Origin of the sequence: Ciceribacter sp. L1K23, from assembly GCF_018122705.1 — a bacterium.
In the GTDB taxonomy this organism is placed as follows: Bacteria; Pseudomonadota; Alphaproteobacteria; order Rhizobiales; family Rhizobiaceae; genus Allorhizobium.
Window position 1 is genome coordinate 2,104,056 of record NZ_JAGRRC010000001.1, and the last position, 26,385, is coordinate 2,130,440.

At 60.0% G+C, this 26,385-nt stretch carries 25 protein-coding genes and 3 tRNA genes; 2 read left to right on the plus strand and 26 right to left on the minus strand.

Translation table 11 applies throughout. From position 1 onward, the window contains the following. Nucleotides 1-230 precede the first annotated feature (230 nt). From J5J10_RS09960 to J5J10_RS10080, 25 genes are all read right to left on the minus strand, one after another. A complete protein-coding gene (locus tag J5J10_RS09960) occupies nt 231-941 on the minus strand; it encodes an ABC transporter ATP-binding protein (protein ID WP_211929755.1) in 711 nt (236 codons plus the stop codon). A 12-nt stretch (nt 942-953) separates the two neighbouring features. Next, entirely contained in the window at nt 954-2,261 is a 1,308-nt protein-coding gene (locus J5J10_RS09965; RefSeq protein WP_211929756.1) for a lipoprotein-releasing ABC transporter permease subunit, read from the minus strand. A 36-nt stretch (nt 2,262-2,297) separates the two neighbouring features. Continuing rightward, nucleotides 2,298-3,620: a proline--tRNA ligase gene (gene proS, locus J5J10_RS09970; protein WP_211929757.1), complete on the minus strand. Its 1,323-nt coding sequence runs from the start codon at nt 3,618-3,620 to the stop codon at nt 2,298-2,300. 479 nt (nt 3,621-4,099) lie between these two features. Next, on the minus strand, nt 4,100-4,369 hold the full coding sequence (locus J5J10_RS09975; protein ID WP_208549264.1) for a DUF1467 family protein: 270 nt from the start codon (nt 4,367-4,369) through the stop codon (nt 4,100-4,102). 80 nt (nt 4,370-4,449) lie between these two features. After that, nucleotides 4,450-4,854, minus strand: a complete 405-nt coding sequence (mce, locus tag J5J10_RS09980) for a methylmalonyl-CoA epimerase (RefSeq protein WP_211929758.1) — start codon at nt 4,852-4,854, stop codon at nt 4,450-4,452. 57 nt (nt 4,855-4,911) lie between these two features. Continuing rightward, the gene (locus J5J10_RS09985) at nt 4,912-6,579 is read right to left on the minus strand and encodes a ribonuclease J (protein ID WP_211929759.1); all 1,668 of its coding nucleotides are present in this window, start codon (nt 6,577-6,579) and stop codon (nt 4,912-4,914) included. After that, on the minus strand, nt 6,576-7,355 hold the full coding sequence (locus J5J10_RS09990; protein WP_211931199.1) for a biotin--[acetyl-CoA-carboxylase] ligase: 780 nt from the start codon (nt 7,353-7,355) through the stop codon (nt 6,576-6,578). Before J5J10_RS09990 ends, J5J10_RS09985 begins: the two co-directional genes overlap by 4 nt. 5 nt (nt 7,356-7,360) lie before the next feature. Then, nucleotides 7,361-8,806 (minus strand): NADH-quinone oxidoreductase subunit NuoN, encoded by a 1,446-nt coding sequence (gene nuoN / locus J5J10_RS09995; RefSeq protein WP_208549261.1) that lies wholly within the window; start codon nt 8,804-8,806, stop codon nt 7,361-7,363. A gap of 18 nt (nt 8,807-8,824) precedes the next feature. After that, nucleotides 8,825-10,336 (minus strand): NADH-quinone oxidoreductase subunit M, encoded by a 1,512-nt coding sequence (locus J5J10_RS10000; protein ID WP_208549260.1) that lies wholly within the window; start codon nt 10,334-10,336, stop codon nt 8,825-8,827. Then, nucleotides 10,336-12,336, minus strand: coding sequence for an NADH-quinone oxidoreductase subunit L (gene nuoL / locus J5J10_RS10005; RefSeq protein WP_211929760.1), 2,001 nt, complete (start codon nt 12,334-12,336; stop codon nt 10,336-10,338). The genes J5J10_RS10000 and nuoL overlap by 1 nt, the downstream gene beginning before the upstream one ends. Nucleotides 12,337-12,343: 7 nt before the next feature. Beyond that, complete coding sequence (nuoK, locus tag J5J10_RS10010) at nt 12,344-12,652, minus strand: NADH-quinone oxidoreductase subunit NuoK (RefSeq protein ID WP_211929761.1); 309 nt, start codon at nt 12,650-12,652, stop codon at nt 12,344-12,346. Nucleotides 12,653-12,680: 28 nt separating this feature from the next. Then, entirely contained in the window at nt 12,681-13,295 is a 615-nt protein-coding gene (locus tag J5J10_RS10015; RefSeq protein WP_211929762.1) for an NADH-quinone oxidoreductase subunit J, read from the minus strand. 146 nt (nt 13,296-13,441) lie between these two features. Next, on the minus strand, nt 13,442-13,933 hold the full coding sequence (gene nuoI, locus J5J10_RS10020) for an NADH-quinone oxidoreductase subunit NuoI (protein ID WP_208549256.1): 492 nt from the start codon (nt 13,931-13,933) through the stop codon (nt 13,442-13,444). Between the two features lie 40 nt (nt 13,934-13,973). Further along, nucleotides 13,974-15,017: an NADH-quinone oxidoreductase subunit NuoH gene (gene nuoH / locus J5J10_RS10025; protein ID WP_208549255.1), complete on the minus strand. Its 1,044-nt coding sequence runs from the start codon at nt 15,015-15,017 to the stop codon at nt 13,974-13,976. 12 nt (nt 15,018-15,029) lie between these two features. After that, nucleotides 15,030-17,111, minus strand: a complete 2,082-nt coding sequence (gene nuoG, locus J5J10_RS10030; protein WP_211929763.1) for an NADH-quinone oxidoreductase subunit NuoG — start codon at nt 17,109-17,111, stop codon at nt 15,030-15,032. A 176-nt stretch (nt 17,112-17,287) separates the two neighbouring features. Then, complete coding sequence (locus tag J5J10_RS10035) at nt 17,288-17,935, minus strand: 5' DNA nuclease (protein WP_211929764.1); 648 nt, start codon at nt 17,933-17,935, stop codon at nt 17,288-17,290. A gap of 22 nt (nt 17,936-17,957) precedes the next feature. Further along, on the minus strand, nt 17,958-19,262 hold the full coding sequence (gene nuoF, locus J5J10_RS10040; RefSeq protein WP_211931200.1) for an NADH-quinone oxidoreductase subunit NuoF: 1,305 nt from the start codon (nt 19,260-19,262) through the stop codon (nt 17,958-17,960). Between the two features lie 13 nt (nt 19,263-19,275). Next, nucleotides 19,276-20,439: an NADH-quinone oxidoreductase subunit NuoE gene (gene nuoE / locus J5J10_RS10045; RefSeq protein ID WP_211929765.1), complete on the minus strand. Its 1,164-nt coding sequence runs from the start codon at nt 20,437-20,439 to the stop codon at nt 19,276-19,278. 17 nt (nt 20,440-20,456) lie between these two features. Then, the gene (locus J5J10_RS10050) at nt 20,457-20,699 is read right to left on the minus strand and encodes a hypothetical protein (RefSeq protein WP_208549251.1); all 243 of its coding nucleotides are present in this window, start codon (nt 20,697-20,699) and stop codon (nt 20,457-20,459) included. After that, nucleotides 20,699-21,889, minus strand: coding sequence for an NADH-quinone oxidoreductase subunit D (locus J5J10_RS10055; protein ID WP_208549250.1), 1,191 nt, complete (start codon nt 21,887-21,889; stop codon nt 20,699-20,701). The genes J5J10_RS10050 and J5J10_RS10055 overlap by 1 nt, the downstream gene beginning before the upstream one ends. Before the next feature lie 17 nt (nt 21,890-21,906). Next, complete coding sequence (locus J5J10_RS10060; protein ID WP_211929766.1) at nt 21,907-22,509, minus strand: NADH-quinone oxidoreductase subunit C; 603 nt, start codon at nt 22,507-22,509, stop codon at nt 21,907-21,909. Nucleotides 22,510-22,527: 18 nt separating this feature from the next. Then, on the minus strand, nt 22,528-23,109 hold the full coding sequence (locus J5J10_RS10065) for an NADH-quinone oxidoreductase subunit B (RefSeq protein ID WP_208549248.1): 582 nt from the start codon (nt 23,107-23,109) through the stop codon (nt 22,528-22,530). Continuing rightward, nucleotides 23,100-23,465: an NADH-quinone oxidoreductase subunit A gene (locus tag J5J10_RS10070; protein WP_211929767.1), complete on the minus strand. Its 366-nt coding sequence runs from the start codon at nt 23,463-23,465 to the stop codon at nt 23,100-23,102. Before J5J10_RS10070 ends, J5J10_RS10065 begins: the two co-directional genes overlap by 10 nt. A gap of 243 nt (nt 23,466-23,708) precedes the next feature. Next, nucleotides 23,709-23,785, minus strand: a tRNA-Asp gene (locus J5J10_RS10075). A gap of 70 nt (nt 23,786-23,855) precedes the next feature. Next, a tRNA-Asp gene (locus J5J10_RS10080) sits at nt 23,856-23,932 on the minus strand. A 302-nt stretch (nt 23,933-24,234) separates the two neighbouring features. Here J5J10_RS10080 and J5J10_RS10085 point away from each other — a divergent pair. Then, nucleotides 24,235-24,310: transfer RNA gene (locus J5J10_RS10085), tRNA-Val, on the plus strand. A gap of 92 nt (nt 24,311-24,402) precedes the next feature. Here J5J10_RS10085 and J5J10_RS10090 read toward each other — a convergent pair. Continuing rightward, a complete protein-coding gene (locus J5J10_RS10090) occupies nt 24,403-24,750 on the minus strand; it encodes a hypothetical protein (RefSeq protein ID WP_211929768.1) in 348 nt (115 codons plus the stop codon). Between the two features lie 507 nt (nt 24,751-25,257). On the opposite strand from J5J10_RS10090, the gene J5J10_RS10095 reads away from it, so the two are divergent. Further along, complete coding sequence (locus J5J10_RS10095; protein ID WP_211929769.1) at nt 25,258-26,244, plus strand: aldo/keto reductase; 987 nt, start codon at nt 25,258-25,260, stop codon at nt 26,242-26,244. The last annotated feature ends 141 nt before the right edge of the window (nt 26,245-26,385 follow it).

A 26,385-nucleotide genomic window follows, 5' to 3' on the forward strand; every position in this document is an offset into this window, starting at 1 on the left:
CGATATCACGAAGTACTTCCGTCATGTCTCTCTCCTTACTCTTTATGTTTTTATTTTGTTCTCTTTTTGTGCCAATGTCAAGCCTGGAGAGGCGCCCCACCAGGTCGGTCGGTAACATTTTGAAAACATGGATATTCTCACATCGATCTCGCCTGGAGATCAATGTTTTCGCTTCGCGCCGCCGTGGGCATCAGTGCGGCCCGGATATCCGCTTGCCCGGCTTCTTTTCGTCAGGGCTGGACCGGCTTGCGCGGATCGTAATCGATGATCTTGCCTTCGCGCAGGGTGACGCAGCGATCCATGCGTAAAGCAAGGTCGTGGTTGTGCGTGGCGATGAGAGCGGACAGTCCTGACTGTCGCACCAGCGCCTCAAGGGCGGAGAAAACGTAGCTCGCCGTTTCCGGATCAAGATTGCCGGTCGGTTCGTCGGCCAGAAGCACCAGTGGTGCGTTGGCCACGGCACGGGCGATCGCCACGCGCTGCTGTTCGCCACCGGACAGTTCCGCCGGCCGATGATCGGCGCGGTGACCGATGCGCATGTAGTCCAGCAATTGGCGGGCCCGTTCGCTCGCTTCCTTCATGGAGAGGCCAGCGATCAGCTGCGGCATCATGATATTTTCGAGCGCCGAAAATTCCGGAAGCAGGTGGTGGAACTGGTAGACAAAGCCCACGCTGTTGCGCCGGATCGCCGTCCTCTTCTCGTCCGATAAGCCGCCGCAGGCGGTGCCGCCGATCCAGACGTCGCCAGCATCGGGATGCTCCAGCAACCCGGCCAGATGCAGGAGTGTCGACTTTCCGGTTCCCGACGGAGCGACAAGCGCCACCGTTTCCCCAGCCTCCAGGCTGAAGTTCGCGTCTTTCAGGATCGACAGGGTCGTTTCGCCCTGACCGTAGTGCCTTTCGATGCCCGTGAGCGAAAGGACCTTGTTCTTGTTCGCCATGATCCGTTCACCTCACTCGTAGCGCAGAGCCTGCACGGGATCGAGCCGTGAGGCACGCCAGGCGGGGAAAATGGTCGCAAGGAAGGAGAGCGTCAGTGCCATGATGACGACTGACACGGTCTCCCCGACATTCATATCTGCCGGCAGCTGACTGAGGAAATAAAGCTCGGGATCGAACAGGACCGTTCCCGATATCCAAGAGAAGAACTGCCGGATCGACTCGATGTTCAGACAGACGACGACGCCAAGGACGACACCGGCCAGCGTGCCAGTGATCCCGATGGCGGCGCCGGTCATGAAGAAGATGCGCATGACGGAGCCTGAAGGCGCGCCCATGGTCCGCAGGATCGCGATATCGCTCGACTTGTCCTTCACCAGCATGATCAGGCCTGAGATGATGTTAAGCGCGGCGACAAGGACGATCAGGGTCAGGATCATGAACATGACGTTGCGCTCGACCTGCAGGGCGGAGAAGAAAGTCTGGTTGCGCTGCCGCCAGTCGGTGATGAAGATCTGCCGCCCCGCCGCTTCCTCGATCTTCGGCCGCAACTCATCGACGGCGTCGGGGTTCGATACGAACAACTCGATCGACTGAACCAAGCCATCAGCGTTGAAGTAGAGTTGCGACTCTTCAAGCGGCATGTAGATGATCGTCGAGTCGTATTCCGACATGCCGATCTCGAAGACACCCGAGATCGCATAGGATTTGACGCGCGGATTGACACCAAGGGGCGTGACGTCGCCCTCAGGCGAGACCAGTGTCATCATGTCACCGGCGGTCACGCCAAGCTCGGCGGCCATGCGGGACCCTACGAGAATGCCCTGCCCCGCCGTGAACCCAACCATATCGCCGGCCCGGATGTTCCCGGATACCGTCTTGAGCTTGATCAGGTCTTCCGCCCTGATGCCACGAACCAGTGCGCCGGTCCCGGCGCCCATCTTGCCGGAGGCGAGAGTCTGCCCCTCGACCAGGGGCAAGGCCATGGTCACGCCGGGAACGGCCGAGAATTTCCGTGCGAGATCGGCATAGTCGGTAAATGGCTGGTCGATCGGCTGTACGATCATATGACCGTTGATGCCAAGGATGCGCGAAATCAACTCGGTCCTGAAACCGTTCATCACAGCCATCACGATGATGAGCGTTCCAACCCCCAGCATGATGCCGACAAAGGAGAAGCCGGCGATGACGGAAATGAACGCCTCCTTGCGACGAGCACGCAGATAGCGCCATGCCACCATACGCTCGAAAGCCGAAAACGGCCTGCTGCCACGGCCGGAGACGGCCGCTCCCTCTCCATTGCCCGAGCCTTCAGCGCCCATCTCGTCTCCTCGCTCGCCGCTTACGCCTCTGCGGCGTCAGGCAGTCAGTTTGTTGATCGCAGCTTCGATCGTCATCGTTTCGCGGGCGCCGGTCCTGCGATCCTTGACCTCGACTTCTCCGTTCGCGACGGAGCGCGGGCCGGCGATGATCTGCACCGGTACCCCGATCAGGTCAGCAGTCGCGAACTTCGTTCCGGCGCGGTCGTCGGTGTCGTCGTAGAGAACGTCCTTGCCCGCCTTTCCGAGGTCGGCGTAGAGCTTCTCGCATGCGGCATCACATGCCTCGTCACCCGCCTTCATGTTGATCACGACGACATCGAACGGAGCGACCGAAGCCGGCCAGATAATGCCGTTCTCGTCATGCGAGGCCTCGATGATGGCGGGAACAAGGCGGGTGGGTCCGATGCCGTACGATCCCATGTGGACAAGGTGCTCCTTGCCGTCCGGACCCTGCACCTTGGCGCCCATGGGCTCCGAATACTTGGTGCCAAAATAGAAGATATGCCCGACCTCGATGCCGCGGGCCGACAGGCGATCAGCCTCCGGAATAGCGTTGAATGCCCCTTCGTCATGCATTTCCGAAGTGGCTGCGTAAACGGAGGTCCATTTGTCGAACACGGCCTGCAGGCCGGCGATGTCGTCGAAGTCAGTGCTTTCCGCCGGGATGTCGAAATCAACAAAGGCCTTGTGCGAGAAGACCTCGGATTCACCGGTGTCGGCGAGAATGATGAATTCATGGCTGTGGTTGCCGCCAATCGGGCCGGTGTCGGCGCGCATCGGGATGGCGCGCAGACCGAGGCGGTCGAAGGTGCGCAGGTAGGCAACGAACATCTTGTTGTAGGAATGGATCGCATCGGCCTGGGTCAGGTCGAAGGAATAGGCGTCCTTCATCAGGAATTCGCGCGAGCGCATGGTGCCGAACCGCGGACGGATCTCGTCGCGGAACTTCAACTGGATGTGGTAGAGGTTGAGCGGCAGGCTCTTGTATGACTTGACGTAGGACCGGAAGATATCAGTGATCATCTCCTCGTTGGTCGGACCGTAGAGCATCGGGCGCTCCTGACGATCCTTGATGCGCAGCATCTCCTTGCCGTAGTCATCGTAACGTCCGCTTTCCTGCCAGAGTTCGGCCGACTGCAGCGTCGGCATCAGCAGTTCTATCGCTCCCGATCGGTTCTGCTCCTCGCGGATGATCGCATTCACCTTGTCAAGTACGCGCTTGCCGAGCGGCAGCCAGGAATAGATGCCCTGGCTCTGCTGACGGATCATGCCGGTGCGCAGCATGAGACGGTGGGAGACAATTTCCGCTTCCTTCGGATTCTCCTTGAGGATCGGCATGAAATAGCGCGACAGACGCATGACGGTTTCCAATGAATGAGGCTATCCGCTCATGCGGAATCAGCCGGACGGCAACAATATTCGGATGCGTTCATAACTGGTTCGACACGGGAAGGAAACCCGCGTCACCCACCGCCTAGCCGGCCAAAACAGCGTTCCGAAGGAGACCGAAACGTTACAGGTCGGATGAACGAGCATGGCGGGAATATGAATTTTTTCGAGGCATTTACGCTGGAAAAATTTTTTATCAACAACTGTAGCAAATTTGCAAAAAAGAGGTGACAAAGCCAATCCGTTAGGCTAGCTTTAGCCCACAAAAGAGGCAGGGAGATTAAATTCTTGCCGATTTCGCGGTCAAGTCTTGGGAGGATCAGATCTTAGGCGCGCCCGTTCGCAGCCCCTTAAATGGTGAAAGATCACGCGATACTTGAACAAGGCCTCACGGCCTTGTTTTTTTTTGAAAATTTGTCATCGAAGCGACTTGCGACGCAAGGAAGCGGTTATTCGAAGCTCGGCAGGATTGTCGGAAGGCTGTCGAAACTGATCCCAAACCACGTCTCGGCCACAAGCCATCCGCCATAAATGATGCCGGACACCAGTGTCGTCAGAAGGACGACACGCCCTCCCCGGAACCGCGCGGGCGCGCTTTCCGCACTGCCAGGAACGATCTCGTTTTCATCCGCCTGTGTCCGCAGGCCTATCGGCAGGATCATGAACAGGGTGATCCACCAGATGATGAAATAGACGGCGAAGGCGGAGAGGAACTGCATCTCGAGAACTTCCGTTGAATGGAAGGCCGCTTATAGAGGCAAACGTCATGTCTGGCAAAATGCCATGACCGCGCTTTTCGTCACACCTGCTCAAGTTCGATGAGGGTGCCGAAGAAATCCTTCGGATGCAGGAAGAGCACCGGCTTTCCGTGGGCACCAATCTTGGGTTCACCGGATCCCAACACCCGCGCTCCGGACGCGGAAAGCTGATCCCGCGCCTGGAGAATGTCGTCCACCTCGTAACAGACGTGATGCATACCGCCTGACGGGTTCTTGTCGAGGAAAGCGGCGATCGGCGAATTCTCGCCCAGCGGTTCCAGGAGTTCTATCTTGGTGTTCGGCAGCTCAACGAACACGACGGTCACGCCGTGTTCCGGAAGGGCCTGAGCCTGGGATACCTTTGCCCCCAGCGTATCGCGGTAAGCCGCCGTGGCGGCCGTCAGATCCGGAACCGCGATTGCGACATGGTTGACGCGACCTAGCATGGGGAACCTCCTTCGCGAACGTGCCACGACCCTAACGCCGCGATCTGCCGCCTGCCATCAGACTTTCGTCACGAAGACCGTAACGATGGGCTTCTTGCCCCACGTCTCGTTGGCGGCCGAGCGCACCGCCCGGCGGATGGACTCGCGCAATCCTTCAAGATCCTTGCGTCGCGCGCGGGGTATGCTTTCGACAGCGCCAAGAATGGCGTCGTAAAGCACGTCCTCCATGTCCTCTCCCTCGTCGTCATAGACCGGCAGGCCGAACGGCACGACTTCGGGGTCGCCCATGAAATCGTGACGACTGTCGAGCAGCACGTTGACGGCGACATGGCCCACATAAGAAAGCTTCTTGCGATTGGAGATGCCCATCTCGTCCATATCGCCGATCAGCTTGCCATCCTTGTAGATGCGGCCAAACGGCGCGTGGTCGATCACTTCGGCCGGGCCGGGAGCGAGACGAAGAACATCACCGTTGCGAACCTTCGGCACGGTCTGGATGCCGGCCTGACGTCCCAGTTCGGCCTGCGCCATCAGATGCGCCGCCTCTCCATGAACGGGCACCAATATCTGCGGTCGAACCCACTGGTACATCTGCATCAATTCGTTCCGACGCGGATGGCCGGAAACGTGCACCAGCGCATCGCTGTCCGTCACGATATGCACGCCTTGCTCAATGAGGCCGTTCTTGATGTCGAGGATGGCCTTTTCGTTGCCCGGGATCGCCCGCGAGGAGAACACGACCGTATCGCCAGCGGCGAGCGCGACATTGCGCATCTCGTCGCGCGAGAGCTTAGCGAGCGCCGCGCGGGGCTCGCCCTGGCTTCCGGTCAGAATGACGACCACGCGATCACGCGGGATGTAGCCGTATTCGTCCTCCGCGATAAAGGGCTTAAGCCCCTCCATCAGTCCGAGATCGTCGGCAACCGCGACGACGCGCTTCAGTGAACTGCCGAGCAGCAGCACCTCGCGGCCTGCAGCCTCCGCAGCCTGGGCAATCGAGCGAATGCGACCGACGTTGGACGAGAAGGTGGTGATCGCCACCCTGCCCTCGGCGCTTTCGATGATCTTGCGCAGCCCGGCAGATACCTCTTCCTCGGATGGTGAGATGCCGTCGCGCATGGCGTTGGTGCTGTCGCACATCAGTGCGAGGACGCCCTCGTCGCCGACGGCACGGAACTTCTGTTCATCGGTCAGCGGCCCCAAGGACGGCGCGTGGTCAATCTTCCAGTCTCCGGTGTGGACGAGATTACCCAGCGGCGTTCGGATGACCAGCGACATCGGCTCGGGGATCGAGTGATTGACGCCGACAGCCTCAACCGAGAACGGGCCTATATTGATGACATCGCCTGCCTTGAACGGCGTGATCGGAATATTGGCTCTCGACCCTTCGTAGTCGCGCTTAGCCTCCAGGAGGCCTGCCGTGAAGCCAGAAGCGTACACAGGCACATTGAGGCCGGGCCAGATATCGTTCAGCCCGCCGAAGTGATCCTCGTGAGCGTGGGTGATGATGATCGCCTTCAGGTTCTTACGCTCCGCAGCGATGTAGCGGATGTCAGGAAGCACGAGGTCGACGCCGGGCAGGTCCGGACCGGGAAAGGTCACACCGCAGTCGACCATGATCCACTGGCGGTTCGTCGGCGGCCCGTAACCGTATAGAGCGAGATTCATCCCGATCTCGCCAACACCGCCCAGCGGCAGAAACACCAGTTCGTCTTTGTTGCTCATTCTTTTTCTAGTCCAGTTTGTTCAAAGAAGACGTCGCCCGCGGCGATCGTCATTCTTCGCCCGTCATCCTGCGTCAGCAGAAGAAGGCCTTTATCATCGATTCCGGAAAATTGGCCGGAAATCGCGCGATCGGTGAGATTCACCGTAATTCTCTCTCCCATGCCGCAAGCCGCGTATCGCCAGCGCGACACGACAGCGGCGACGCCCTCGCCCCTTTTCCAGAGCGACAGCGCATCGACCATGCTGGAGAACAGCCCTGCAAACACTTCGTCGGGAGAGGCGGATGCCCCATGCTCGCGAAGGCATGTCACGGGATAATTAGAGAGGTCGGGCTTGAAAGCAATATTGACACCGATACCGACCACCACGGCCTGGCGGCCATCCGTAAGCCGCTCTCCCTCGATGAGAATGCCGCAGGTCTTCCGACGACCAATAAGGATGTCATTCGGCCACTTGATCTCGACCAAATCAGAGCCAGGCGGAACGACACGACGCACCGCACCGTAAACGGCCAGAGCCACTGCAAGCGGTAGAGATCCAAGAGCGTCCATCGGCGCAGGATCGATCAACAGGAGAGAGGCGTAAAGGTTTCCCGGCGCCGAGTGCCAGGTCCGTCCTCTACGGCCACGACCGCCCGTTTGGGCGGTCGCCGTAAGCCAGAGATTTCCGGGATCGCCTTGCCTTGCCCTTTCCAGGCACTCGGCATTGGTGGACGACACCTCGCCCAATGCCTCGTGCCGGAAGTCCCCGAGCGATAGCGCCCGGTCAGCCACCAGCCGGCTCAATAGAAGAGCGACTGGGCGGCGACGTCAGCCGCATTGCCGATCGGACCGCCGAACAGGACGTAACCGATGACAAACACGCCGGAGAGGCCGAAGACAAGACGCAGTTCACCTGCGATACGCGCGAACTCGCCGCTCGCTTCGTCAAACCACATGACCTTGACGATGCGCAGGTAGTAATAAGCGCCAACGACCGAAGCGAGTACGCCGATGATGGCCAGCGCATAAAGCTTGGCTTCGATCGCCGCGATGAAGACGAAGTACTTTCCGAAGAAACCGGCGAGTGGCGGAATGCCAGCGAGCGAGAACATCAGGGCGGTCAGAACCACTGCCATGAACGGCTTGGTCGTCGAAAGGCCGGCCAGATCTTCGATGTTCTCTACATTGCCGCCTTCCTTGCGGCGCATCGCCATGATGCAGGCAAAGGTGCCGAGCGTCATGACGAGATAGATCAGCATGTAGAGTATCACGCCGGACACGCCGGTTTTCGAGCCGGCGGCCAGGCCGACGAGCGCGTAGCCCATGTGTCCGATCGAGGAGTATGCCATCAGGCGCTTGATGTTGCGCTGGCCGATCGCGGCGAACGAACCGAGCACCATGGAGGCGATTGAAATGAAGACGACGATTTGCTGCCACTCGGCAAACACCGGCTGGAAGGCTTCGATCACGATCCGCACAAGGATCGCCATCGCGCCGACCTTGGGCGCGGCGGCCAGGAATGCGGTGACCGGCGTCGGCGCGCCCTCGTACACGTCCGGCGTCCACATGTGGAAGGGAACGGCCGAAATCTTGAACGCAAGGCCGGCGAGAACGAACACGAGACCGAAGATAAAGCCAAGCTGCGGCTCGCCAGAGGTCAGAACGCGTGCGATCTCGTCGAAACCGGTATTGCCCGTGAAGCCGTAGATCAGCGACATGCCGTAAAGCAGCATGCCCGACGACAGAGCACCGAGTACGAAATACTTCAGGCCTGCTTCGGTTGACCGAAGGCTGTCACGGTTGATTGCGGCGACGACATACAGCGCCAGCGACTGCAGCTCGAGCGACAGGTAGAGCGATATCATGTCGTTGGCGGAGATCATCAGCATGACGCCGAGGGTCGCCAGCACCAGCAGGACCGGGAACTCGAACTTGTCGAGATGGTCGAAGCGGGCATGTCCGACGGCCATGATCATGGCGGTGATGGAGCCGACGAGTGCCAGGACCTTCATGAAGGTCCCGAAGCCATCCGCGACATAGGCGCCGCCAAAGGCCTCGCCCTGCGCGGGAACCAGCAGCATCCACATCCCGGAGGCGATGAGGAGCGCAACGGCGAGCCCGGTGACTGTCGTCGCCGACTTCTCGCCAGAGAAGACGCCGATCATCAGGAGAACCATGGCGCCAACCGCGAGGATCAGCTCCGGCGCGATCAGATGCAGGCTAGCAACGAGAGTTTCTGCGGTCATGTCCAATGGGTCCTGTCGTCAGTTCACCGTGAGCGCAACGTTCTGCGCCGCCTGCAATGCAGCCGTATAGTTGTTGATCAAGAGATCGACCGAAGCCGCCGTCGCATCGAAGATCGGAGCCGGATAGACGCCGAAGAGGATGGTCAGCGCGATCAGCGGGTAGAGGATGAGCTTTTCCCGGCCACTGAGGTCGAGCATGGCCTTGAGGCTTTCCTTCTCAAGAGCCCCGAACACCACGCGGCGATAGAGCCAGAGCGAGTAGCCTGCCGAGAGGATCACGCCCGTAGCCGCGAAGAGCGCCACCCAGGTGTTGGCGCGGAAGACGCCGATCAGGGTCAGGAACTCGCCGACGAAACCGGAGGTGCCCGGAAGGCCGACGTTCGCCATCGTGAAGATCATGAAAGCGACGGCATATTTCGGCATGTTGTTCGCCAGGCCGCCATAGGCCGCGATATCACGGGTGTGAAGGCGGTCGTAGATAACGCCAACGCAGAAGAAGAGCGCGGCCGAGACGAAGCCGTGGCTGATCATCTGGAAGATGGCGCCCTGAACGCCCTGCGCGTTGGCCGCAAACGTGCCCATCGTGACGTAGCCCATATGGGCGACGGACGAATAGGCGATGACCTTCTTCATATCCTCCTGCATCAGGGCGACGAGCGACGTGTAGATGATCGCGATGACCGAGAGCGTGAAGACGAAGGGCGCGAAATAATCCGATGCCAGCGGGAACATCGGCAGCGAGAAGCGCAGGAAGCCGTAGCCGCCGAGCTTCAGCAGGATGCCCGCGAGAATCATCGAGCCCGCAGTCGGTGCCTGCACGTGCGCATCCGGAAGCCAGGTGTGCACCGGCCACATCGGCATCTTCACCGCAAAGGAAGCGAAGAAGGCAAGCCACAGCCATGTCTGCATGCCAGCCGGGAACTGGTGCGTCAGAAGCTGTGTGATATCGGTCGTGCCGGCTTCCCAGTACATCGCCATGATGGCGAGCAGCATCAGGACCGAACCGAGCAGCGTGTAGAGGAAGAACTTGTAGGACGCGTAGACGCGATCCTTGCCACCCCAGACACCTATGATGATGAACATCGGGATCAGGCCGGCTTCGAAGAAGACGTAGAACAGCACAATGTCTAGCGACACGAACACGCCAATCATCAGCGTCTCGAGCAGCAGGAAGGCGATCATGTAGTCCTTGATGCGCTTCTCGATCGAGAACCAGCTCGCCAGGATGCAGAAGGGCATCAGGAACGTCGTCAGGATAACGAACAGCATCGAGATGCCGTCGACTCCGACGTGATAGGAGATGCCCGTGTTCAGCCACTCATGCTTCTCCACCATCTGGAAGCCCGGATTGGCGTTATCGAAACCGAGCCAGACGAACAGAGAAACGACGAAGGTGAAGACCGTCGTCAGCAACGCGACATTCTTGACGTTGCGCTTGCCGAGGTTGGTGTCGTCACGCGTCAGAAGCAGAAGCAGCACGCCGACGAGCGGCAGGAACGTGACCGTCGAGAGAATGGGCCAAGCGGTCATCAGAGGGAACTCCCGAGCATCATCCAGGTAACAAGGGCGGCGATGCCGATCAGCATCGCGAAGGCATAATGATAAAGGTAACCGGACTGCAGGCGGACGATACGCTGCGTCGTCGAGGTGACCGCGTCAGCCACGCCATTCGGGCCGTAGGTGTCGATGACGCCGACGTCACCCTTCTTCCAGAAGAAGTAGCCGAGCGCCTTGGCCGAGCGGACGAACAGGAAGTCGTACAGTTCGTCGAAGTACCACTTGTTCAGCAGGAACTGGTAGAGCACGTGGTGCTGGCGGGCGAGGACCTTCGGCGTTTCAGGCGACTTGATGTACATGTACCAGGCCGTCAGGAAACCGATCAGCATCGCCGCGAAGGGGCTCCACTTCACCCAGACCGGCACGTGGTGGAACTCTTCCAGAATCTCGTTTTCCGGCAGCGTAAACAACGCGCCCTTCCAGAATTCGTCATAGTGATGGCCGAAGAAGTAACCTTCGAAGACAAGACCTGCCAGCACGGCACCGACGGTGAGAAGGGCCAGCGGGAAGAGCATGACCATCGGCGATTCATGAACATGGTGCATGACATCGGCGGAGGCCCGTGGCTTGCCGAAGAACGTCAGGAACGCCAGACGCCAGGAGTAGAAACTTGTGAACAGCGCGGCTATCACGAGCAGAGCGAAGGCGAAGCCAGCGACCGACGAATGCGACGCGTAGGCGGATTCGATGATCACGTCCTTCGAGAAGAAGCCGGCAAAGCCGATCATCGTCCCGGGAATACCGACACCCGTCAGAGCGAGGGTTCCAACAGTCATCGCCGCGAACGTCCAAGGAATGTGCTTCCGAAGGCCGCCCATGTAGCGCATGTCCTGCTCGCCGTCGACGGCATGGATAACCGAGCCGGCGCCAAGGAACAGAAGCGCCTTGAAGAAGGCGTGCGTGAAGAGGTGGAAGATGGCGGCGCCATAGGCGCCCAGACCCAGCGCCACGAACATGTAGCCGAGCTGCGAGCAGGTCGAATAGGCGATGACGCGCTTGATATCGTTCTGAACGAGACCCACTGTCGCCGCAAAGAAGGCCGTGATCGCGCCGATGATAGTCACGAAGGTCAGCGCATCGGGCGACAGTTCGAACAACGGCGACATGCGGGCGACGAGGAAGACGCCGGCGGTAACCATGGTCGCGGCGTGGATGAGCGCCGACACCGGGGTCGGGCCTTCCATCGCGTCCGGCAACCAGGTGTGCAGCAGGAACTGCGCGGACTTGCCCATGGCGCCCATGAAGAGCAGCAGGCAGACAGCCGTGATCGCATGTCCCTTGTCGAGGCTCATACCGAAGAGGTTGATGACCGCCTCGCCGGCTTCGGCACCCTCCGCCGGCAGGTAGGATTGCGCGGCAGCGAAGATGGTTTCGAAATTAATCGAACCAAACAACACGAAGACGCCGGAGATACCCAGGATGAAGCCAAAGTCACCGACGCGGTTGACGATGAAGGCTTTCATCGCGGCTGCGTTGGCCGACGGCTTCTTAAACCAGAAACCGATCAGCAGATACGACGCCAGACCCACGCCTTCCCAGCCGAAGAACATCTGCAGCAGGTTGTCGGACGTCACCAGCATGAGCATGGCGAAGGTGAACAGCGACAGGTAGGAGAAGAAGCGCGGCCGATGCGGATCGTGATGCATGTAGCCAATCGAATAGAGGTGAACGAGCGTCGACACGCTGTTGACCACGACCAGCATGACGGCTGTCAGCGTGTCGATACGCAGCGACCACTCGACGTCGATGCCGCCGGACTGGATCCAGCGCAGTACCGAGACCTTGATGACTTCGTGGCCTTCGCCGTGACCGAGGCCGACATTGATGAAGACAACCCACGACAGCGCGGCCGCGATGATCATCAGGCCCGTGGTGATATACTCCGACGCCTTGGCGCCAATCTGGCGTCCGAAAAGGCCAGCAATGATCGAACCGATCAGCGGCAGAAAGACAATAGCCTTGTAGATAAGCATAGCCGTATCAGCCCTTCATCATATTGACGTCTTCCACGGCGATCGAACCGCGGTTGCGATAGAAGACAACGAGGATCGCGAGACCGATCGCGGCTTCCGCGGCCGCCACCGTGAGGATGAACAGGGCAAAGACCTGACCGACGATGTCGTTGAGGAAGGCCGAAAAGGCCACCATGTTGATGTTCACCGCGAGCAGGATCAGTTCGACCGACATCAGGATGACGATGACGTTCTTGCGGTTGAGGAAAATGCCGAAGACGCCGAGTGTGAAGAGGATGGCGCTGACCGTCAGGTAGTGGGAAAGACCGATTTCCATATTCTTGTTCCTTGACCTTTCCGCTGCCTCAGACGCCCTGGCCCGGCTTGACCTTGACCACCTTCACGGCGGTCGCCGGCGTACGGGCAACCTGCTGGGAGATATCCTGCCGCTTGATGTTCTGCCGGTGGCGGAGCGTCAGCACGATGGCGCCGATCATCGCGACCAGCAGCACGAGGCCGGCGATCTGGAAGAAATAGACGTAGTTGGTGTAAAGCACGTCGCCTAGAGCCGCCGTGTTGGTCCGCTCGGCCGCCGCGGGGATCGGCATCTTGATCGCGTTCAGTGCCTCCGGCGAAAGCGTGCTACCGCCAATCACGAAGACCAGTTCAGCCGCCACGATGAGGCCGATCAACGCGCCGACCGGAGCATATTTCAGCGCCCCTGCCCTCAATTCGGTGAAATCGATGTCCAGCATCATCACCACGAAGAGGAAGAGAACCGCCACCGCGCCGACATAAACGACGAGGAGAATCATCGCCAGGAACTCGGCACCCGTGAGCAGGAAAAGACCGGCGGCATTGAAGAAGGTCAGGATGAGGAACAGGACCGAGTGGACCGGGTTCCTTGCCGAGATGACCATGAATGCCGACGCCACCGCGACAATGGCGAAGAGATAGAAAAATAGTGCCTGCAGACCCATCGTCGTGCCTTTTCATCTTCCCCCGGATGCGGCGAGGAGGTGCCGCAATCCGACTGGCGTCCCAAAGCCGCTATCCCCAACGGCCGGGTGCCTCGGTTCCAAGTTCCGACCCGCCGCTTCAGCGCCAGGACGGTTTCGCTGAATTCTCAGCGATACGGGGCGTCCATCGCGATGTTACGCGCGATTTCCCGCTCCCAACGGTCCCCGTTCTCCAGGAGCCGCTCCTTGTTGAAGTAGAGTTCTTCGCGTGTTTCCGTCGCGAATTCGAAATTCGGACCTTCCACGATCGCATCGACCGGGCAGGCTTCCTGGCAGAAGCCGCAGTAAATGCACTTCACCATGTCGATATCGTAACGGACCGTGCGGCGGGTGCCGTCGTTTCTACGCGGACCCGCCTCGATGGTAATGGCCTGGGCAGGACAGATCGCCTCGCAGAGCTTGCAGGCGATGCAACGCTCCTCGCCATTCGGATAGCGGCGCAGTGCGTGTTCACCACGGAAGCGTGGCGAAACCGGGCCCTTCTCGAACGGGTAGTTGATCGTGGCCTTGGGCGTGAAGAAGTAGCGCATCGACAGGAAGAAGGCGCCGACGAACTCCTTCAGGAACAGGGAATTGATAGCCTGAGCAACACCAGCCATCTTCAACCTCCAAATCCGCTGATCGACAGGTGGGCCATGATCAGGCCCAACCCGCCAGTTTCAGCACGAATGCAACAATGACGACCATGGCGAGAGACAGCGGAAGGAAGACCTTCCAGCCGAGACGCATCAGTTGGTCATAGCGGTAGCGCGGGACGAAGGCCTTCACCATCGCGAACATGAAGAACACGAGCGACGCCTTGAGCACGAACCAGATGATGCCGGGGACCCAGTTGAGGATCGCGATATCAACCGGAGGCAGCCAGCCGCCGAGGAAGAGGATCGTCGTCAGCGCGCACATCAAACAGATGGCAGCATATTCGCCGAGCATGAACATCATGTAGGGGGTCGAGCCATACTCGACCATGAAGCCGGCAACGAGTTCGGATTCCGCTTCCGGAAGGTCGAAGGGCGGGCGGTTCGTTTCGGCCAAAGCCGAAATGAAGAAAATGATGAACATCGGGAATAGCGCCAGCCAATGCCAGTCGAGGAACGAGGCCGGCAGGCCGAGCATGGTGCCGAGGCCGTCGCTCTGGGCGTTCACGATATCGGTCAGGTTCAGCGACCCCACGCAAAGCAGGACGGTCACGATAACGAAGCCGATCGACACTTCATAGGAGACCATCTGCGCGGCAGAGCGAAGCGCGCCGAGGAACGGGTATTTCGAGTTCGACGCCCAGCCGCCCATGATGATGCCGTAAACCTCAAGTGAGGAAATGGCGAAGACGTACAGGATGCCGACGTTGATGTTGGCGATTACCCAGCCATCCGAGAGCGGGATCACCGCCCAGGTCGCAAGCGCCAGAGTAACGGCAACAAGCGGAGCAAGAAGGAATACGCCCTTGTTTGCGCCCGCCGGAATGATCGGCTCCTTGAAGACGAACTTCAAAAGGTCGGCAAAGGACTGGAACAGGCCGAAGGGACCGACAACGTTCGGGCCGCGACGCAGTTGCACCGCCGCCCAGATCTTGCGGTCCGCAAGCAGGATGTAGGCGATGAAAACCAGCAGACAGACGAGCAGAAGGACAGACTGCCCCACCATGATCAGCGCCGGCCAGAGATAGGTTGAAACGAACGAGTCCATAATCCCCTGCCCTTATTCCGCCGCAGCCTTGAAATTGTTCCGCGCCAGAGCCGAGCATTCGGCCATGACGGCCGAAGCGCGTGCTATCGGGTTCGTCAAATAGAAGTCTTTTACCGGAGACGCAAATCCGGATTTGCCCAACTTCCCGGCTTTTTTCGCAAGTGCGGCAATATCCCCGGAATTGCCGGCAGCGATTTCGTCCAACTCGGCGAAATGCGGGTACTTCGCGTACAGCGTTGCACGAAGCGCGCCGAGCGAATCAAAGGGCAATTTTTTCCCGAGCACGTCCGAAAGTGCACGGATGATCGCCCAATCCTCGCGGGCCTCGCCCGGCGCGAAACCGGCGCGGTTGCCCATCTGGACGCGACCTTCGGTGTTGACCCAGGTGCCCGACTTCTCGGTGTAGGCAGCGCCGGGAAGGATGACGTCGGCATTGTGTGCGCCCGCATCGCCGTGGCTGCCGATATAGACCGTGAACTTCGCACCCTTCTTCGAAAAGTCGAGTTCATCGGCACCGAGCAGGAAGAGCACATCGGACGAGGCAAGCGCGTCGGCCGCGGTCAGACCGCCCTCGCCCGGGACGAAGCCGAGATCGAGCCCGCCAACGCGAGAGGCTGCGGTGTGCAGGACGGCGAAACCGTTCCAGCCTTCGGCAACGGCGCCGACTGACTGAGCGAGCTTCGCGGCATTGGCAAGAACCGCCGCGCCATCCTCACCCGTTAGCGCACCTTGGCCGACGATGATCATAGGACGCTGGGCGGCCTGGAGCTTTTCGGCGAAGCTGTTCTTGCCGCCGACGACAGCGGACAGCGTATCCGCGCCTGCGCCGAGATATTCGTATTCGTAGCGCAGTTCGCCGCCTTCACCGATCACGCCGATCGGGAAGCCACCACGGCGCCAGCGCTTGCGAATGCGGGCGTTGAGAACAGCCGCCTCGAAGCGCGGATTGGAGCCGATGATCAGCAGCGCATCGGCAGACTCGATACCGGCGATCGTCGGGTTGAACAGATAGCTGGCGCGACCGAGCGACGGATCGACAAGCGTTCCGTCCTGGCGGCAGTCAATGCTGGTCGAGCCGAGCGCGGCCAGCAGTTCCTTCAGCGCATACATTTCCTCGACCGAAGCCATATCGCCGGCAACGGCGGCGATCTTCGATCCTGAAGTCGCTGCTACGGCAGACTTGATCGCCGCAAACGCCTCGCCCCAGGTGGCCGGCTGCAGCTTGCCGCCCTTGCGGACGTAAGGCCGGTCGAGGCGCTGCGTCTTCAGGCCGTCCCAGACGAAGCGGCTCTTGTCGGAGATCCACTCTTCGTTGATCTCCTCGTTGACGCGCGGCATGATGCGCATCACTTCGCGACCGCGGGTGTCGACACGGATCGCCGAACCAAGCGCGTCCATGACGTCGATCGATTCGGTCTTGCCGAGTTCCCACGGACGGGCGGTGAAGGCGAAGGGCTTGGACGTGAGAGCGCCGACCGGGCAGAGATCAACAACGTTCCCCTGCAGTTCCGACGTCATCGCCTGCTCAAGATAGGTGGTGATTTCGGCATCTTCGCCGCGGCCGATCAGACCGAGTTCGGCAATGCCCGCCACTTCGGTGGTGAAGCGGACGCAACGCGTGCAGTGGATGCAGCGGTTCATCACGGTCTTGACCAGGGGGCCGATATACTTGTCCTCGACGGCGCGCTTGTTCTCGGTATAGCGGGAGCTATCGATACCGAAAGCCATCGCCTGGTCCTGGAGGTCGCATTCGCCACCCTGATCGCAGATCGGGCAATCCAGCGGATGGTTGATCAGCAGAAACTCCATCACGCCTTCACGGGCCTTCTTGACCATCGGCGTGTTGGTGTAGACCTCCGGCAATTCGCCGTTCGGGCCGCCGCGAATATCACGCACACCCATGGCGCAAGATGCTGCCGGCTTTGGCGGGCCGCCCTTTACCTCGACCAGACACATACGGCAGTTGCCGGCGACCGAAAGCCGCTCATGGAAACAGAAACGCGGAACCTCGGCACCGGCCTCCTCACACGCCTGCAGCAGCGTGAAATGATCCGGAACCTCGATTTCCTTACCGTCGACCTTCAGCTTTGCCATATTCGCCTTCCTGTCTCACGCACACCGCGACTGCCGGGAGGACAGCTGCGCGCGATCCTCTGACCGCCCGCCGTTGCCGTGTTTGTTCAATTCTCCGAGCCAAACTCCTGCGAATACTCTGTTTTTCAGGTCCGCCGAAGTTTGAGCTCCTAATTCTTTCCTGCCGGTGTCCACCATCATGGCTTTCCACCCGCCAATGTCTTGGCCTGACCAACCCAGTCGTCCCGGCCGATCCTGCCGCCGAAGCCGAGCTCGCTGTCGAGACGCGCCGCCTCCGCTTCGGTCAATGCCGCGATGTCCGCGTACCGAACCATGCCCCGAGCGTTCAGGACCTGCTCGGCTTTCGGGCCAATACCGGCGATCTTTTTCAAATCGTCCGGTCTGGTCGCCTTGCGTCTCGCAACGGCCTTTGGTTTCGCCACAGGCTTTCGCGAGGTCTTTGCCGCCGTCTTTCCTGCCGCAGCCTTTGGCGAGACAGTCTTGGATTTAACTATCTCAGTCTCAGTCTCCGGCTGCGCCTCAACCCGTTCCTGTTCGCGCGAGAGCGTCCCGGCTTCAGCCTCAGGCTGATCGTAAGCATTGGCGTCACGCGCCGCCCGGTTGCTGGCATCGACGGCGCTCTGGAACGCGCCGAGCATGACACCCGCCAACTGGCTCGCCACGCCGAAACCGACTGCCGTGGCCGCCATGAAAGCAGCCGTCGGGTGAGCGAGAAGCGGATGGAGCGGAAGCGCTGCCATCTCCGGCAGAGCGTCGGGCGCACGAGAAGCTTCAACCGGTTCGACCGGTCGTCCCTCCCCGCTTCTGTCCTTCGCCTTGCCCATTTGCCCGCCCTATCGGCCTAGCCTATTCGGCTGCTTCCATCACCACGCCATGCGCCATGGCGTTACGTGTATACTGATCGATACGAGCCTCCATTTCCGGACGGAAATGCTTGATGAGACCCTGGATCGGCCAAGCTGCCGCGTCGCCGAGAGCGCAGATCGTGTGGCCCTCGACCTGCTTGGTCACCTGGAACAGCATGTCGATCTCGCGCTTCTGCGCATTGCCCTTCACCATGCGCTCCATGACGCGCATCATCCAGCCGGTGCCTTCGCGGCACGGCGTGCACTGGCCGCAGCTTTCGTGCTTGTAGAAGGCCGAGAGACGCCAGATCGCCTTTACGATATCTGTCGACTTGTCCATGACGATGACGGCAGCCGTGCCGAGACCGGATCCCAGCTCGCGCAGGCCATCATAGTCCATGATGGCGTCCTTCATCTGGGCGCCCGGCACGCACGGAACCGAGGAACCGCCAGGAATGACGGCCAACAGATTGTCCCAGCCGCCACGGATGCCGCCGCAATGCTTCTCGATCAGTTCGTGGAACGGGATGGACATGGCTTCTTCGACCGTGCACGGCCGATTGACGTGGCCAGAGATCGAATAAAGCTTGGTGCCGGCATTGTTGGCCCGGCCGAAGCTCGAATACCAACCGGCGCCACGACGCAGGATCGTCGGGGTCACGGCGATCGACTCAACGTTATTGACGGTCGTCGGACAGCCGTAGAGACCCATGTTCGCCGGGAACGGCGGCTTTAGACGCGGCTGCCCCTTCTTGCCTTCCAGGCTTTCGAGCAGCGCAGTTTCCTCACCGCAGATGTAGGCGCCTGCACCGTGATGCACGATGATGTCGATGTCGTAGCCGAGCTTGTTGTTCTTGCCCAGAAGGCCATAGTCATAGCATTCGTCGATCGCGGCCTGGAGCGCCTCGCGCTCGCGCATAAATTCACCGCGCACGTAAATGTAGGCATGATGAGCACCCATCGCGAAGGACGCGATCACGCAGCCCTCGATCAGGGTATGCGGATCGTGGCGCATGATGTCACGGTCCTTGCAGGTGCCGGGCTCCGATTCATCGGCATTGACGACGAGATAATGCGGACGGCCATCGGATTCCTTCGGCATGAAGGACCACTTCAGACCGGTCGGGAAGCCGGCGCCGCCGCGACCACGCAGACCCGAGGCCTTGACCTCGTTGATAATCCAGTCGCGACCCTTCTCTAGAAGCTGCTTGGTACCATCCCAATGGCCGCGCGACATGGCGCCTTTCAGGGATTTGTCCTTGAGGCCGTAGATATTGGTAAAGATACGATCCTGATCCTTCAACATATCCATCTACCTCTCAACGCGGCTTCTTGCCGAAGACCTTGATGTATTCGGCCTCGCCGCCCTTGGCGAGGGCCTTCGCCTGCTTGACCCAGTCATCCCGCTCGATCCGACCGGAGAATTTCAGGTAGCTATCGACCCATTCGCGCTCGGCCTTCTTCCAACCCGCCACCTGGGCAAAAGTATAGATGCCAAGCTCGTGGAGGATGCCCTCGATCTTCGGACCGACGCCCGAGATAAGCTTGAGGTCGTCCGGAGACGCGGGCTTTTCGATGCCAGCGGGGCGATTTTTGTCATCCAGCGATGGCTGGGCGGGCTTCGCGGCCTTACCGGCGGAATCAGCGGCGGCCGTATTGGATATCGGCCCAGTAACCTCGTCGCTGGCCGGCTTCGTCGCCTTGCGCGCGGGCTTGGCAGCGGGGCCGGATGGCGTTGCGGACTTGCCATCGGCTGGCGTCTTCAGCGCCGGATTGGTTTCTTCTGCCAGCGTAACAGGCTTGGCGGCGTTGGCCGGCGGAACAGCAGCGGCCGGCGCCGGCGTTTCCTTGCGTTTCGCCGAGACCGGCTTGTCGGCCTCGAGAAGCGACGTCAATCCACCGGCGGGAGCGGAGTAGATGCGGTCCGTCTGAGGGCCCGGCTTCACCTCGGCTCCCTTGCCTGCCTGGAACTTGTCAATGATGTCTTCGAGCTGTTCGGCCGTCAGGTCCTCATAGCTGTCCTTGAATATCATCACCATCGGCGCATTGACGCAGGCGCCCTGACACTCGACCTCTTCCCAGGACAATGTTCCATCCGCGTTCAGCTCGAAGGGATCATGGTGGATCTTCTTCTTGCAGACATTGATGAGGTCTTCTGCGCCGCGAAGCATGCAGGGCGTGGTTCCGCACACCTGTACGTGGGCACGCGTACCAACCGGCTTCAGCTGGAACTGCGTATAAAATGTCGCGACTTCGAGCACGCGAATGTAGGGCATCCCGAGCTTTTCGGCGACGAACTCGATCGCCGCGCGCGAAACCCAGCCCTGCTGTTCCTGCGCCCGCATCAGAAGCGGGATGACCGCCGATTGCTCGCGGCCTTCGGGGTACTTGCGAATTGTGGCTTCCGCCCAGGCTGCATTCTCCGCGCTGAAGGCAAAACCGGCGGGCTGGACCTGATCTTCGGCTAGTCGACGAACGGACATTCTTCTTGAGCCTTATTCTAGTTTATGGACCTGCACCGCGAGCTCGTTACCGAGTTGAACTCGCAGGCATAGGCAGACTTGTCTTTCTGCAGAAACACGACGAAGCTGGAGCCGTTTGGCACCGCGGCCTTGATCTCGTAGCCGTCGGCCAGCAGAGTGGCCATCGTAGCGCTGGACGACACCGACGAGCCGCTGACGGCCTGCGCGAGCGCGGCGCTCGCGGCAAGGCAGACTGCTAACGTCAGGGCCGCCACGCGCATCAGCGATCCACCTCTCCGAACACGATGTCGAGCGAGCCAAGAACCGCCGATACGTCGGCGAGCTGGTGCCCCCGGCACATGAAATCCATGGCCTGGAGGTGGGCATAACCCGGAGCGCGGATCTTGCAGCGATACGGCTTGTTGGTTCCGTCCGACACCAGATAGACGCCGAACTCGCCCTTCGGGGCTTCAACAGCGGCATAAACCTCGCCGGCAGGCACGTGGTAGCCTTCGGTGTAGAGTTTGAAGTGGTGGATCAGGCCTTCCATCGAGCGCTTCATCTCGCCGCGCTTCGGCGGAACGACCTTGCCATCGAGTGATGAAAACGGCCCGACACGCGCGTCGCCAAGTAGACGGTTCACGCACTGCTTCATGATCTTCACCGACTCGCGCATTTCGATCATGCGGATGAGATAGCGATCATAGCAGTCGCCGTTCTTTCCTACGGGGATATCGAAATCGAGCTCGGAATAGCACTCGTAGGGCTGCGAACGGCGAAGATCCCAGGCAGCGCCCGAACCGCGAACCATCACGCCGGAGAAACCCCAGGCCCAGCAATCTTCAAGAGACACGACGCCAATGTCGACGTTTCGCTGCTTGAAAATACGGTTATCGGTCAGAAGGCCCTCGATGTCGTCAAGTTTGGCAGGGAACTCGTCGCACCACTTGCCAATATCCTCGACCAACTCCGGCGGAAGATCCTGATGCACTCCGCCCGGACGAACATAAGCCGCATGCATGCGGGAGCCCGAGGCACGCTCATAGAAGACCATGAGTTTTTCACGCTCTTCAAAGCCCCACAGAGGCGGTGTGAGCGCGCCAACGTCCATCGCCTGAGTGGTTACGTTGAGAAGGTGCGACAGGATACGGCCGATTTCCGAGTAAAGCACCCGGATCAACTGGCCACGAATCGGGATCTCGATGCCGAGAAGCTTCTCGACGGCGAGCGAATAGGCATGCTCCTGGTTCATCGGCGCGACGTAGTCGAGGCGATCAAAGTACGGCAGAGCCTGCAGATAGGTCTTCGTCTCGATCAGCTTTTCGGTGCCGCGATGCAGCAGGCCGATGTGGGGATCGACGCGTTCGACGATTTCGCCGTCGAGTTCAAGAACCAAGCGTAGAACGCCGTGCGCCGCCGGGTGTTGCGGGCCGAAGTTGATGTTGAAGTTGCGGACGTTGTGTTCAGTCATGGTCGCTGCCCTTCCGCTCACTTGGCCGCTTTTTCGTCACCGGGCAGCACGTAGTCCGTGCCTTCCCATGGCGAGAGGAAGTCGAAATTACGGAATTCCTGCTTCAACTCGACAGGCTCATAAATAACGCGCTTGGCGGCATCGTCATAGCGAACCTCTACGAAGCCGGTCGTCGGGAAATCCTTGCGCAGCGGGTGCCCCTCGAAACCGTAGTCCGTCAAGATGCGGCGCAGGTCCGGGTGCTCGGTGAACATGATGCCGTACATGTCCCAGGCTTCGCGTTCGAACCAGTCGGCCCCCGGAAACACCGGACAGGCGGACGGCACCGGCTTGTCTTCGGAGGTCGGAACCTTGACGCGGATGCGCAAATTCTGGCGCGGCGACAAAAGATGGTAGACCACGTCGAAGCGATCTTCACGCTTCGGATAATCGACACCGCAAATGTCGATCAGATTGACAAATCCACACTGCACGTCGTCCCGCAGGAAGGTAAGGAGCGCGATGACCCTATCAGCGGTGGTCGTCAGAGTCAGTTCACCAAACTTCACCTCCGCAGAGGTCATCAGGCTGCCGCGCACTTCCTGCAGGTAGGAGGCAAGCTCGTTCAGGGCTTCGCTCATATCGGTCAGTCCCTTCCCTTAGCGCTCGATCGTGCCGGTGCGGCGGATCTTCTTCTGCAGCAGAAGCACCCCGTAAAGGAGGGCTTCCGCCGTGGGGGGACAGCCTGGAACGTAGATGTCCACCGGCACGACGCGATCGCAGCCGCGCACGACCGAATAGGAATAGTGATAGTAACCGCCACCATTCGCGCACGACCCCATCGAGATGACGTAACGCGGCTCTGGCATCTGGTCGTAGACCTTGCGGAGCGCGGGCGCCATCTTGTTGGTCAGCGTGCCGGCGACGATCATCACATCGGACTGGCGCGGCGAAGCGCGCGGAGCAAAACCGAAGCGCTCGACGTCGTAGCGCGGCATGGACAGCTGCATCATTTCCACCGCGCAACATGCGAGACCGAACGTCATCCACATCAGAGAGCCGGTGCGAGCCCAGTTGATGAGTTCATCGGTGGAGGTGACAAGGAACCCCTTGTCGGCCAATTCGTTATTGATCTCGCCGAAGAATGCGTCATCCGATCCGATCGGCTTGCCGGTGTTGGGATCGATAATCCCCTTCGGCTGGGGCGCGACCATTGTTGTGCCCGAAGCGGTCATTCCCATTCCAGCGCTCCCTTCTTCCACTCGTAAATAAAGCCGATGGTGAGAACGGCAAGGAAGACCATCATCGACCAGAAACCAAACCAGCCGATTTCGCCAAAGGACACTGCCCAGGGAAAGAGGAAGGCGACTTCAAGATCGAAGATGATGAACAGAATCGACACAAGGTAGAATCGAATGTCGAACTTCATGCGGGCATCGTCGAACGCATTGAAACCGCACTCGTAGGCCGAAAGCTTTTCCGAATCGGGCGCCTTGAAGGCAACGGCGAACGGCGCAACCAGCAGCGCTATTCCAATCACCAGGGAAATGCCGATAAAGATTGCGATCGGAATGTAGGAGCTGAGCACTTCAGTCATCATATCCATCCCTGCTTGCGTTAAAAATGCCGGGCGGCACTCTTGATTGACCCTAAGGTCGGCAAGCCGAAAGAAGAGTTGCAACGAGCCGTGGTTAGCGCAGGCAGGCAGTCAGCGCAAGCCCAACAAGGCCTTTATCACCCGATACCCGACGGACTTTATCAAGACGTAAAAATGCCGACGTGGCAAACGGTATATTACTGCTTTGCGGAGCAATAATTTTCCAAATCCAAAGAGGAGAAGTGGCGCGAGTGACGGGGCTCGAACCCGCGACCTCCGGCGTGACAGGCCGGCACTCTAACCGACTGAGCTACACCCGCGCATTATGACCGCGTCCCCGCGATCCGACAGCCAACCATTTTGTGGGAGGCAAGTCATGGAGAATTGAGATGGCGCGAGTGACGGGGCTCGAACCCGCGACCTCCGGCGTGACAGGCCGGCACTCTAACCGACTGAGCTACACCCGCATTTTCCCAAAAAGGCTCGTCGCCCTCTCCGTCGATCGGCTGGGCCGTTCGATGAGCGGCTAACTATGACGTTCGTGTTTTGGTGTCAAGCACGATCACAGACAATTCGATGAGCGGGCGCGTTTTCCACTCCGCCCCGGTCACCGACCCGCAATCATAGCCCCAGCGGCACGCTTTCCGAGTCGACGTTTCCAATAGTTTTCAAAAAAACCGGAAAAACTTCACGAAACACTCTTGCGGTTTTTTTTCGATCCGCATAGATCACTGCCACCGACGCGGCGGGGAAGACCCGCACCGCGAACGGGCGATTAGCTCAGTTGGTAGAGCGCCTCGTTTACACCGAGGATGTCGGGAGTTCGAGTCTCTCATCGCCCACCATTTCCCCATCTACCCTTCGTAAGATCGCATTAGTGGCGGGCTTTGGCAGTTTCGGCGGGCGCAAGCTTCTCCATGCGCCCGCTGCGTATACATTAGTGCTTTGCGCCGGCCGTTGAACTGTAGGACGCGGAAACCGGATCCGAAGCCGGAAACGTATCCTCAAGCCCCTCATCAAGCTGGCTTTCGAGTTCCTGATCATCTCCTGCCCTGCGGGCGGAAAGCTCTTCCTGCACGCGCTGTCCGTTGCTTTCTGCTTCCTCGAACGAGGCGGCATGAAGAAGCATGACCTTGGCCTTCTCCACAGCGTTGTTGCGATTGACGTCGTCCGACTCGCCGCACGTCAGCTGCACCGAGATCACGTCGCCGCCCTCGGCCACGAACTCGACGGTGAGGCGGCGACCGCCCATTTCTTCGTGAACCTGCGTACCTACGATCTGCATGATGAAACTCCTTTGTGAATTGTCGAAACAAGAACGTGCATTAGCGTTGGGAGTTCCGCAGGCCCGGCGCGACAGAAAGTCTCGATAGCGCCTTAATTCGGAACATTTCGCTTGTCAGAGGCTTGCTTCCACATGGGGGATGTCACTCCCTAAGGAAAGCGAGAGATCGAAATGGCATGCAAATACTACTATGATGGCGCAGGTGACCTGATTGCCATCGGCGAAAACAAGGAAGACCGCGAACCTCCGTCTCGCGAGTCGGACACGTCCGAATCCGGTAGCGGCGACAGGCGCCCCTCGCGCCCGCGTTTAACCGTCGTAGCGGACAATTCCGAGAAATAGATCGACGCTTCAGGATGACGACCGCCCGTTCAAGCACGGGCGGTTTTATTTTGTCTGCCGGCTGTGACTGCCCTCCCTCCCCGCGCCAGTTCTGGGCCGATAACCTTGCCCTTGTCCTCTCCAGCCCCAGTTGGTAGCAGCGTGCCAGCAGAAGGAGAGTATTTCATGCGAGAACATTCATTTGGCCGAACCGGCTTCACAGTCAGTGATATCGGCTTCGGTGCATGGCAGATCGGCGGGGCGTGGGGTGAAGTGTCCGAAGCCGATGGCAGGGCAGCTCTCAACGCGGCGCTCGATTCCGGGATGACCTTTGTCGATACCGCGGATGTCTACGGCGATGGACGTTCGGAACGAATCATCGCGGACGTGCTGAAATCGCGCGGCGGAAGGCGCCCGATGGTTGCCACCAAAGCCGGACGGCGTCTCAACCCGCATGTCGCCCAAGGCTATACCAAGGCCAACCTGGAGTCCTTCATCGACCGTTCGCTGAAAAATCTCGACGTAGAGCGGCTAGACCTTGTGCAACTTCACTGCCCGCCGACGGATGCGTATTACCAACCGGACCTGTTCGACGCGCTCGATGAGCTGAAACGCGCGGGCAAGATCGGTCACTACGGTGTCAGCGTCGAGAAGGTCGAGGAGGCGCTCAAAGCCATCGAATATCCCGGTGTCGAGAGCGTCCAGATCATCTTTAACATCTTCCGCCAACGCCCGGCCGGCCTCTTCTTCGCCGAGGCAAAGCGCCGCAGCGTCGCTGTGATCGCGCGAGTCCCGCTTGCCAGCGGGCTGCTCTCCGGCAAGATCAACTCCCAGACAACCTTTGCAGCCGACGATCACCGCAATTTCAATCGCCACGGCGAGGCTTTCGACGTTGGCGAGACATTTGCCGGAGTACCGTTCGAGATCGGCTTGAAGGCTGTCGAGGAAATCAGCAAGCTCGTTCCCGCCGGCGCCAGCATGGCCCAGTTCGCGCTGCGGTGGATTCTCATGCACGAGGCTGTCACCGTCGTCATTCCGGGCGCGCGCAATGCTGAGCAGGCTGCAGCCAATGCAGCAGCGTCCGACATCGCACCTCTTGGCGCGGACGTGATGGACGCGACGCGCGATGTCTACGAACGAATGATCGCGCCCTACGTCCATCATCGCTGGTAGAAGCGGTTAGTCATCGGGGAAAAGCCGGGCCACAGCCCGGCTCAGACTGCTGACAAACCCCTGGCTACATCCGGGGGTTTATGATTCACTGGGACATGTTGAAGAAACCTGCTCCCGAACAGACGGCTCTCGAGATGGTGA

What these genes read in the sequence shown, in the direction of transcription:
- J5J10_RS09960 (WP_211929755.1), bottom strand. Translation starts at nt 941, where the DNA reads ATGGCGAACAAGAACAAGGTCCTTTCGCTCACGGGCATCGAAAGGCAC.
- J5J10_RS09965 (WP_211929756.1), bottom strand. Translation starts at nt 2,261, where the DNA reads ATGGGCGCTGAAGGCTCGGGCAATGGAGAGGGAGCGGCCGTCTCCGGC.
- proS (WP_211929757.1), bottom strand. Translation starts at nt 3,620, where the DNA reads ATGCGTCTGTCGCGCTATTTCATGCCGATCCTCAAGGAGAATCCGAAG.
- J5J10_RS09975 (WP_208549264.1), bottom strand. Translation starts at nt 4,369, where the DNA reads ATGCAGTTCCTCTCCGCCTTCGCCGTCTATTTCATCATCTGGTGGATC.
- mce (WP_211929758.1), bottom strand. Translation starts at nt 4,854, where the DNA reads ATGCTAGGTCGCGTCAACCATGTCGCAATCGCGGTTCCGGATCTGACG.
- J5J10_RS09985 (WP_211929759.1), bottom strand. Translation starts at nt 6,579, where the DNA reads ATGAGCAACAAAGACGAACTGGTGTTTCTGCCGCTGGGCGGTGTTGGC.
- nuoN (WP_208549261.1), bottom strand. Translation starts at nt 8,806, where the DNA reads ATGACCGCAGAAACTCTCGTTGCTAGCCTGCATCTGATCGCGCCGGAG.
- J5J10_RS10000 (WP_208549260.1), bottom strand. Translation starts at nt 10,336, where the DNA reads ATGACCGCTTGGCCCATTCTCTCGACGGTCACGTTCCTGCCGCTCGTC.
- nuoL (WP_211929760.1), bottom strand. Translation starts at nt 12,336, where the DNA reads ATGCTTATCTACAAGGCTATTGTCTTTCTGCCGCTGATCGGTTCGATC.
- nuoK (WP_211929761.1), bottom strand. Translation starts at nt 12,652, where the DNA reads ATGGAAATCGGTCTTTCCCACTACCTGACGGTCAGCGCCATCCTCTTC.
- J5J10_RS10015 (WP_211929762.1), bottom strand. Translation starts at nt 13,295, where the DNA reads ATGGGTCTGCAGGCACTATTTTTCTATCTCTTCGCCATTGTCGCGGTG.
- nuoI (WP_208549256.1), bottom strand. Translation starts at nt 13,933, where the DNA reads ATGGCTGGTGTTGCTCAGGCTATCAATTCCCTGTTCCTGAAGGAGTTC.
- nuoH (WP_208549255.1), bottom strand. Translation starts at nt 15,017, where the DNA reads ATGGACTCGTTCGTTTCAACCTATCTCTGGCCGGCGCTGATCATGGTG.
- nuoG (WP_211929763.1), bottom strand. Translation starts at nt 17,111, where the DNA reads ATGGCAAAGCTGAAGGTCGACGGTAAGGAAATCGAGGTTCCGGATCAT.
- J5J10_RS10035 (WP_211929764.1), bottom strand. Translation starts at nt 17,935, where the DNA reads ATGGGCAAGGCGAAGGACAGAAGCGGGGAGGGACGACCGGTCGAACCG.
- nuoF (WP_211931200.1), bottom strand. Translation starts at nt 19,262, where the DNA reads ATGTTGAAGGATCAGGATCGTATCTTTACCAATATCTACGGCCTCAAG.
- nuoE (WP_211929765.1), bottom strand. Translation starts at nt 20,439, where the DNA reads ATGTCCGTTCGTCGACTAGCCGAAGATCAGGTCCAGCCCGCCGGTTTT.
- J5J10_RS10050 (WP_208549251.1), bottom strand. Translation starts at nt 20,699, where the DNA reads ATGCGCGTGGCGGCCCTGACGTTAGCAGTCTGCCTTGCCGCGAGCGCC.
- J5J10_RS10055 (WP_208549250.1), bottom strand. Translation starts at nt 21,889, where the DNA reads ATGACTGAACACAACGTCCGCAACTTCAACATCAACTTCGGCCCGCAA.
- J5J10_RS10060 (WP_211929766.1), bottom strand. Translation starts at nt 22,509, where the DNA reads ATGAGCGAAGCCCTGAACGAGCTTGCCTCCTACCTGCAGGAAGTGCGC.
- J5J10_RS10065 (WP_208549248.1), bottom strand. Translation starts at nt 23,109, where the DNA reads ATGGGAATGACCGCTTCGGGCACAACAATGGTCGCGCCCCAGCCGAAG.
- J5J10_RS10070 (WP_211929767.1), bottom strand. Translation starts at nt 23,465, where the DNA reads ATGACTGAAGTGCTCAGCTCCTACATTCCGATCGCAATCTTTATCGGC.
- J5J10_RS10090 (WP_211929768.1), bottom strand. Translation starts at nt 24,750, where the DNA reads ATGCAGATCGTAGGTACGCAGGTTCACGAAGAAATGGGCGGTCGCCGC.
- J5J10_RS10095 (WP_211929769.1), top strand. Translation starts at nt 25,258, where the DNA reads ATGCGAGAACATTCATTTGGCCGAACCGGCTTCACAGTCAGTGATATC.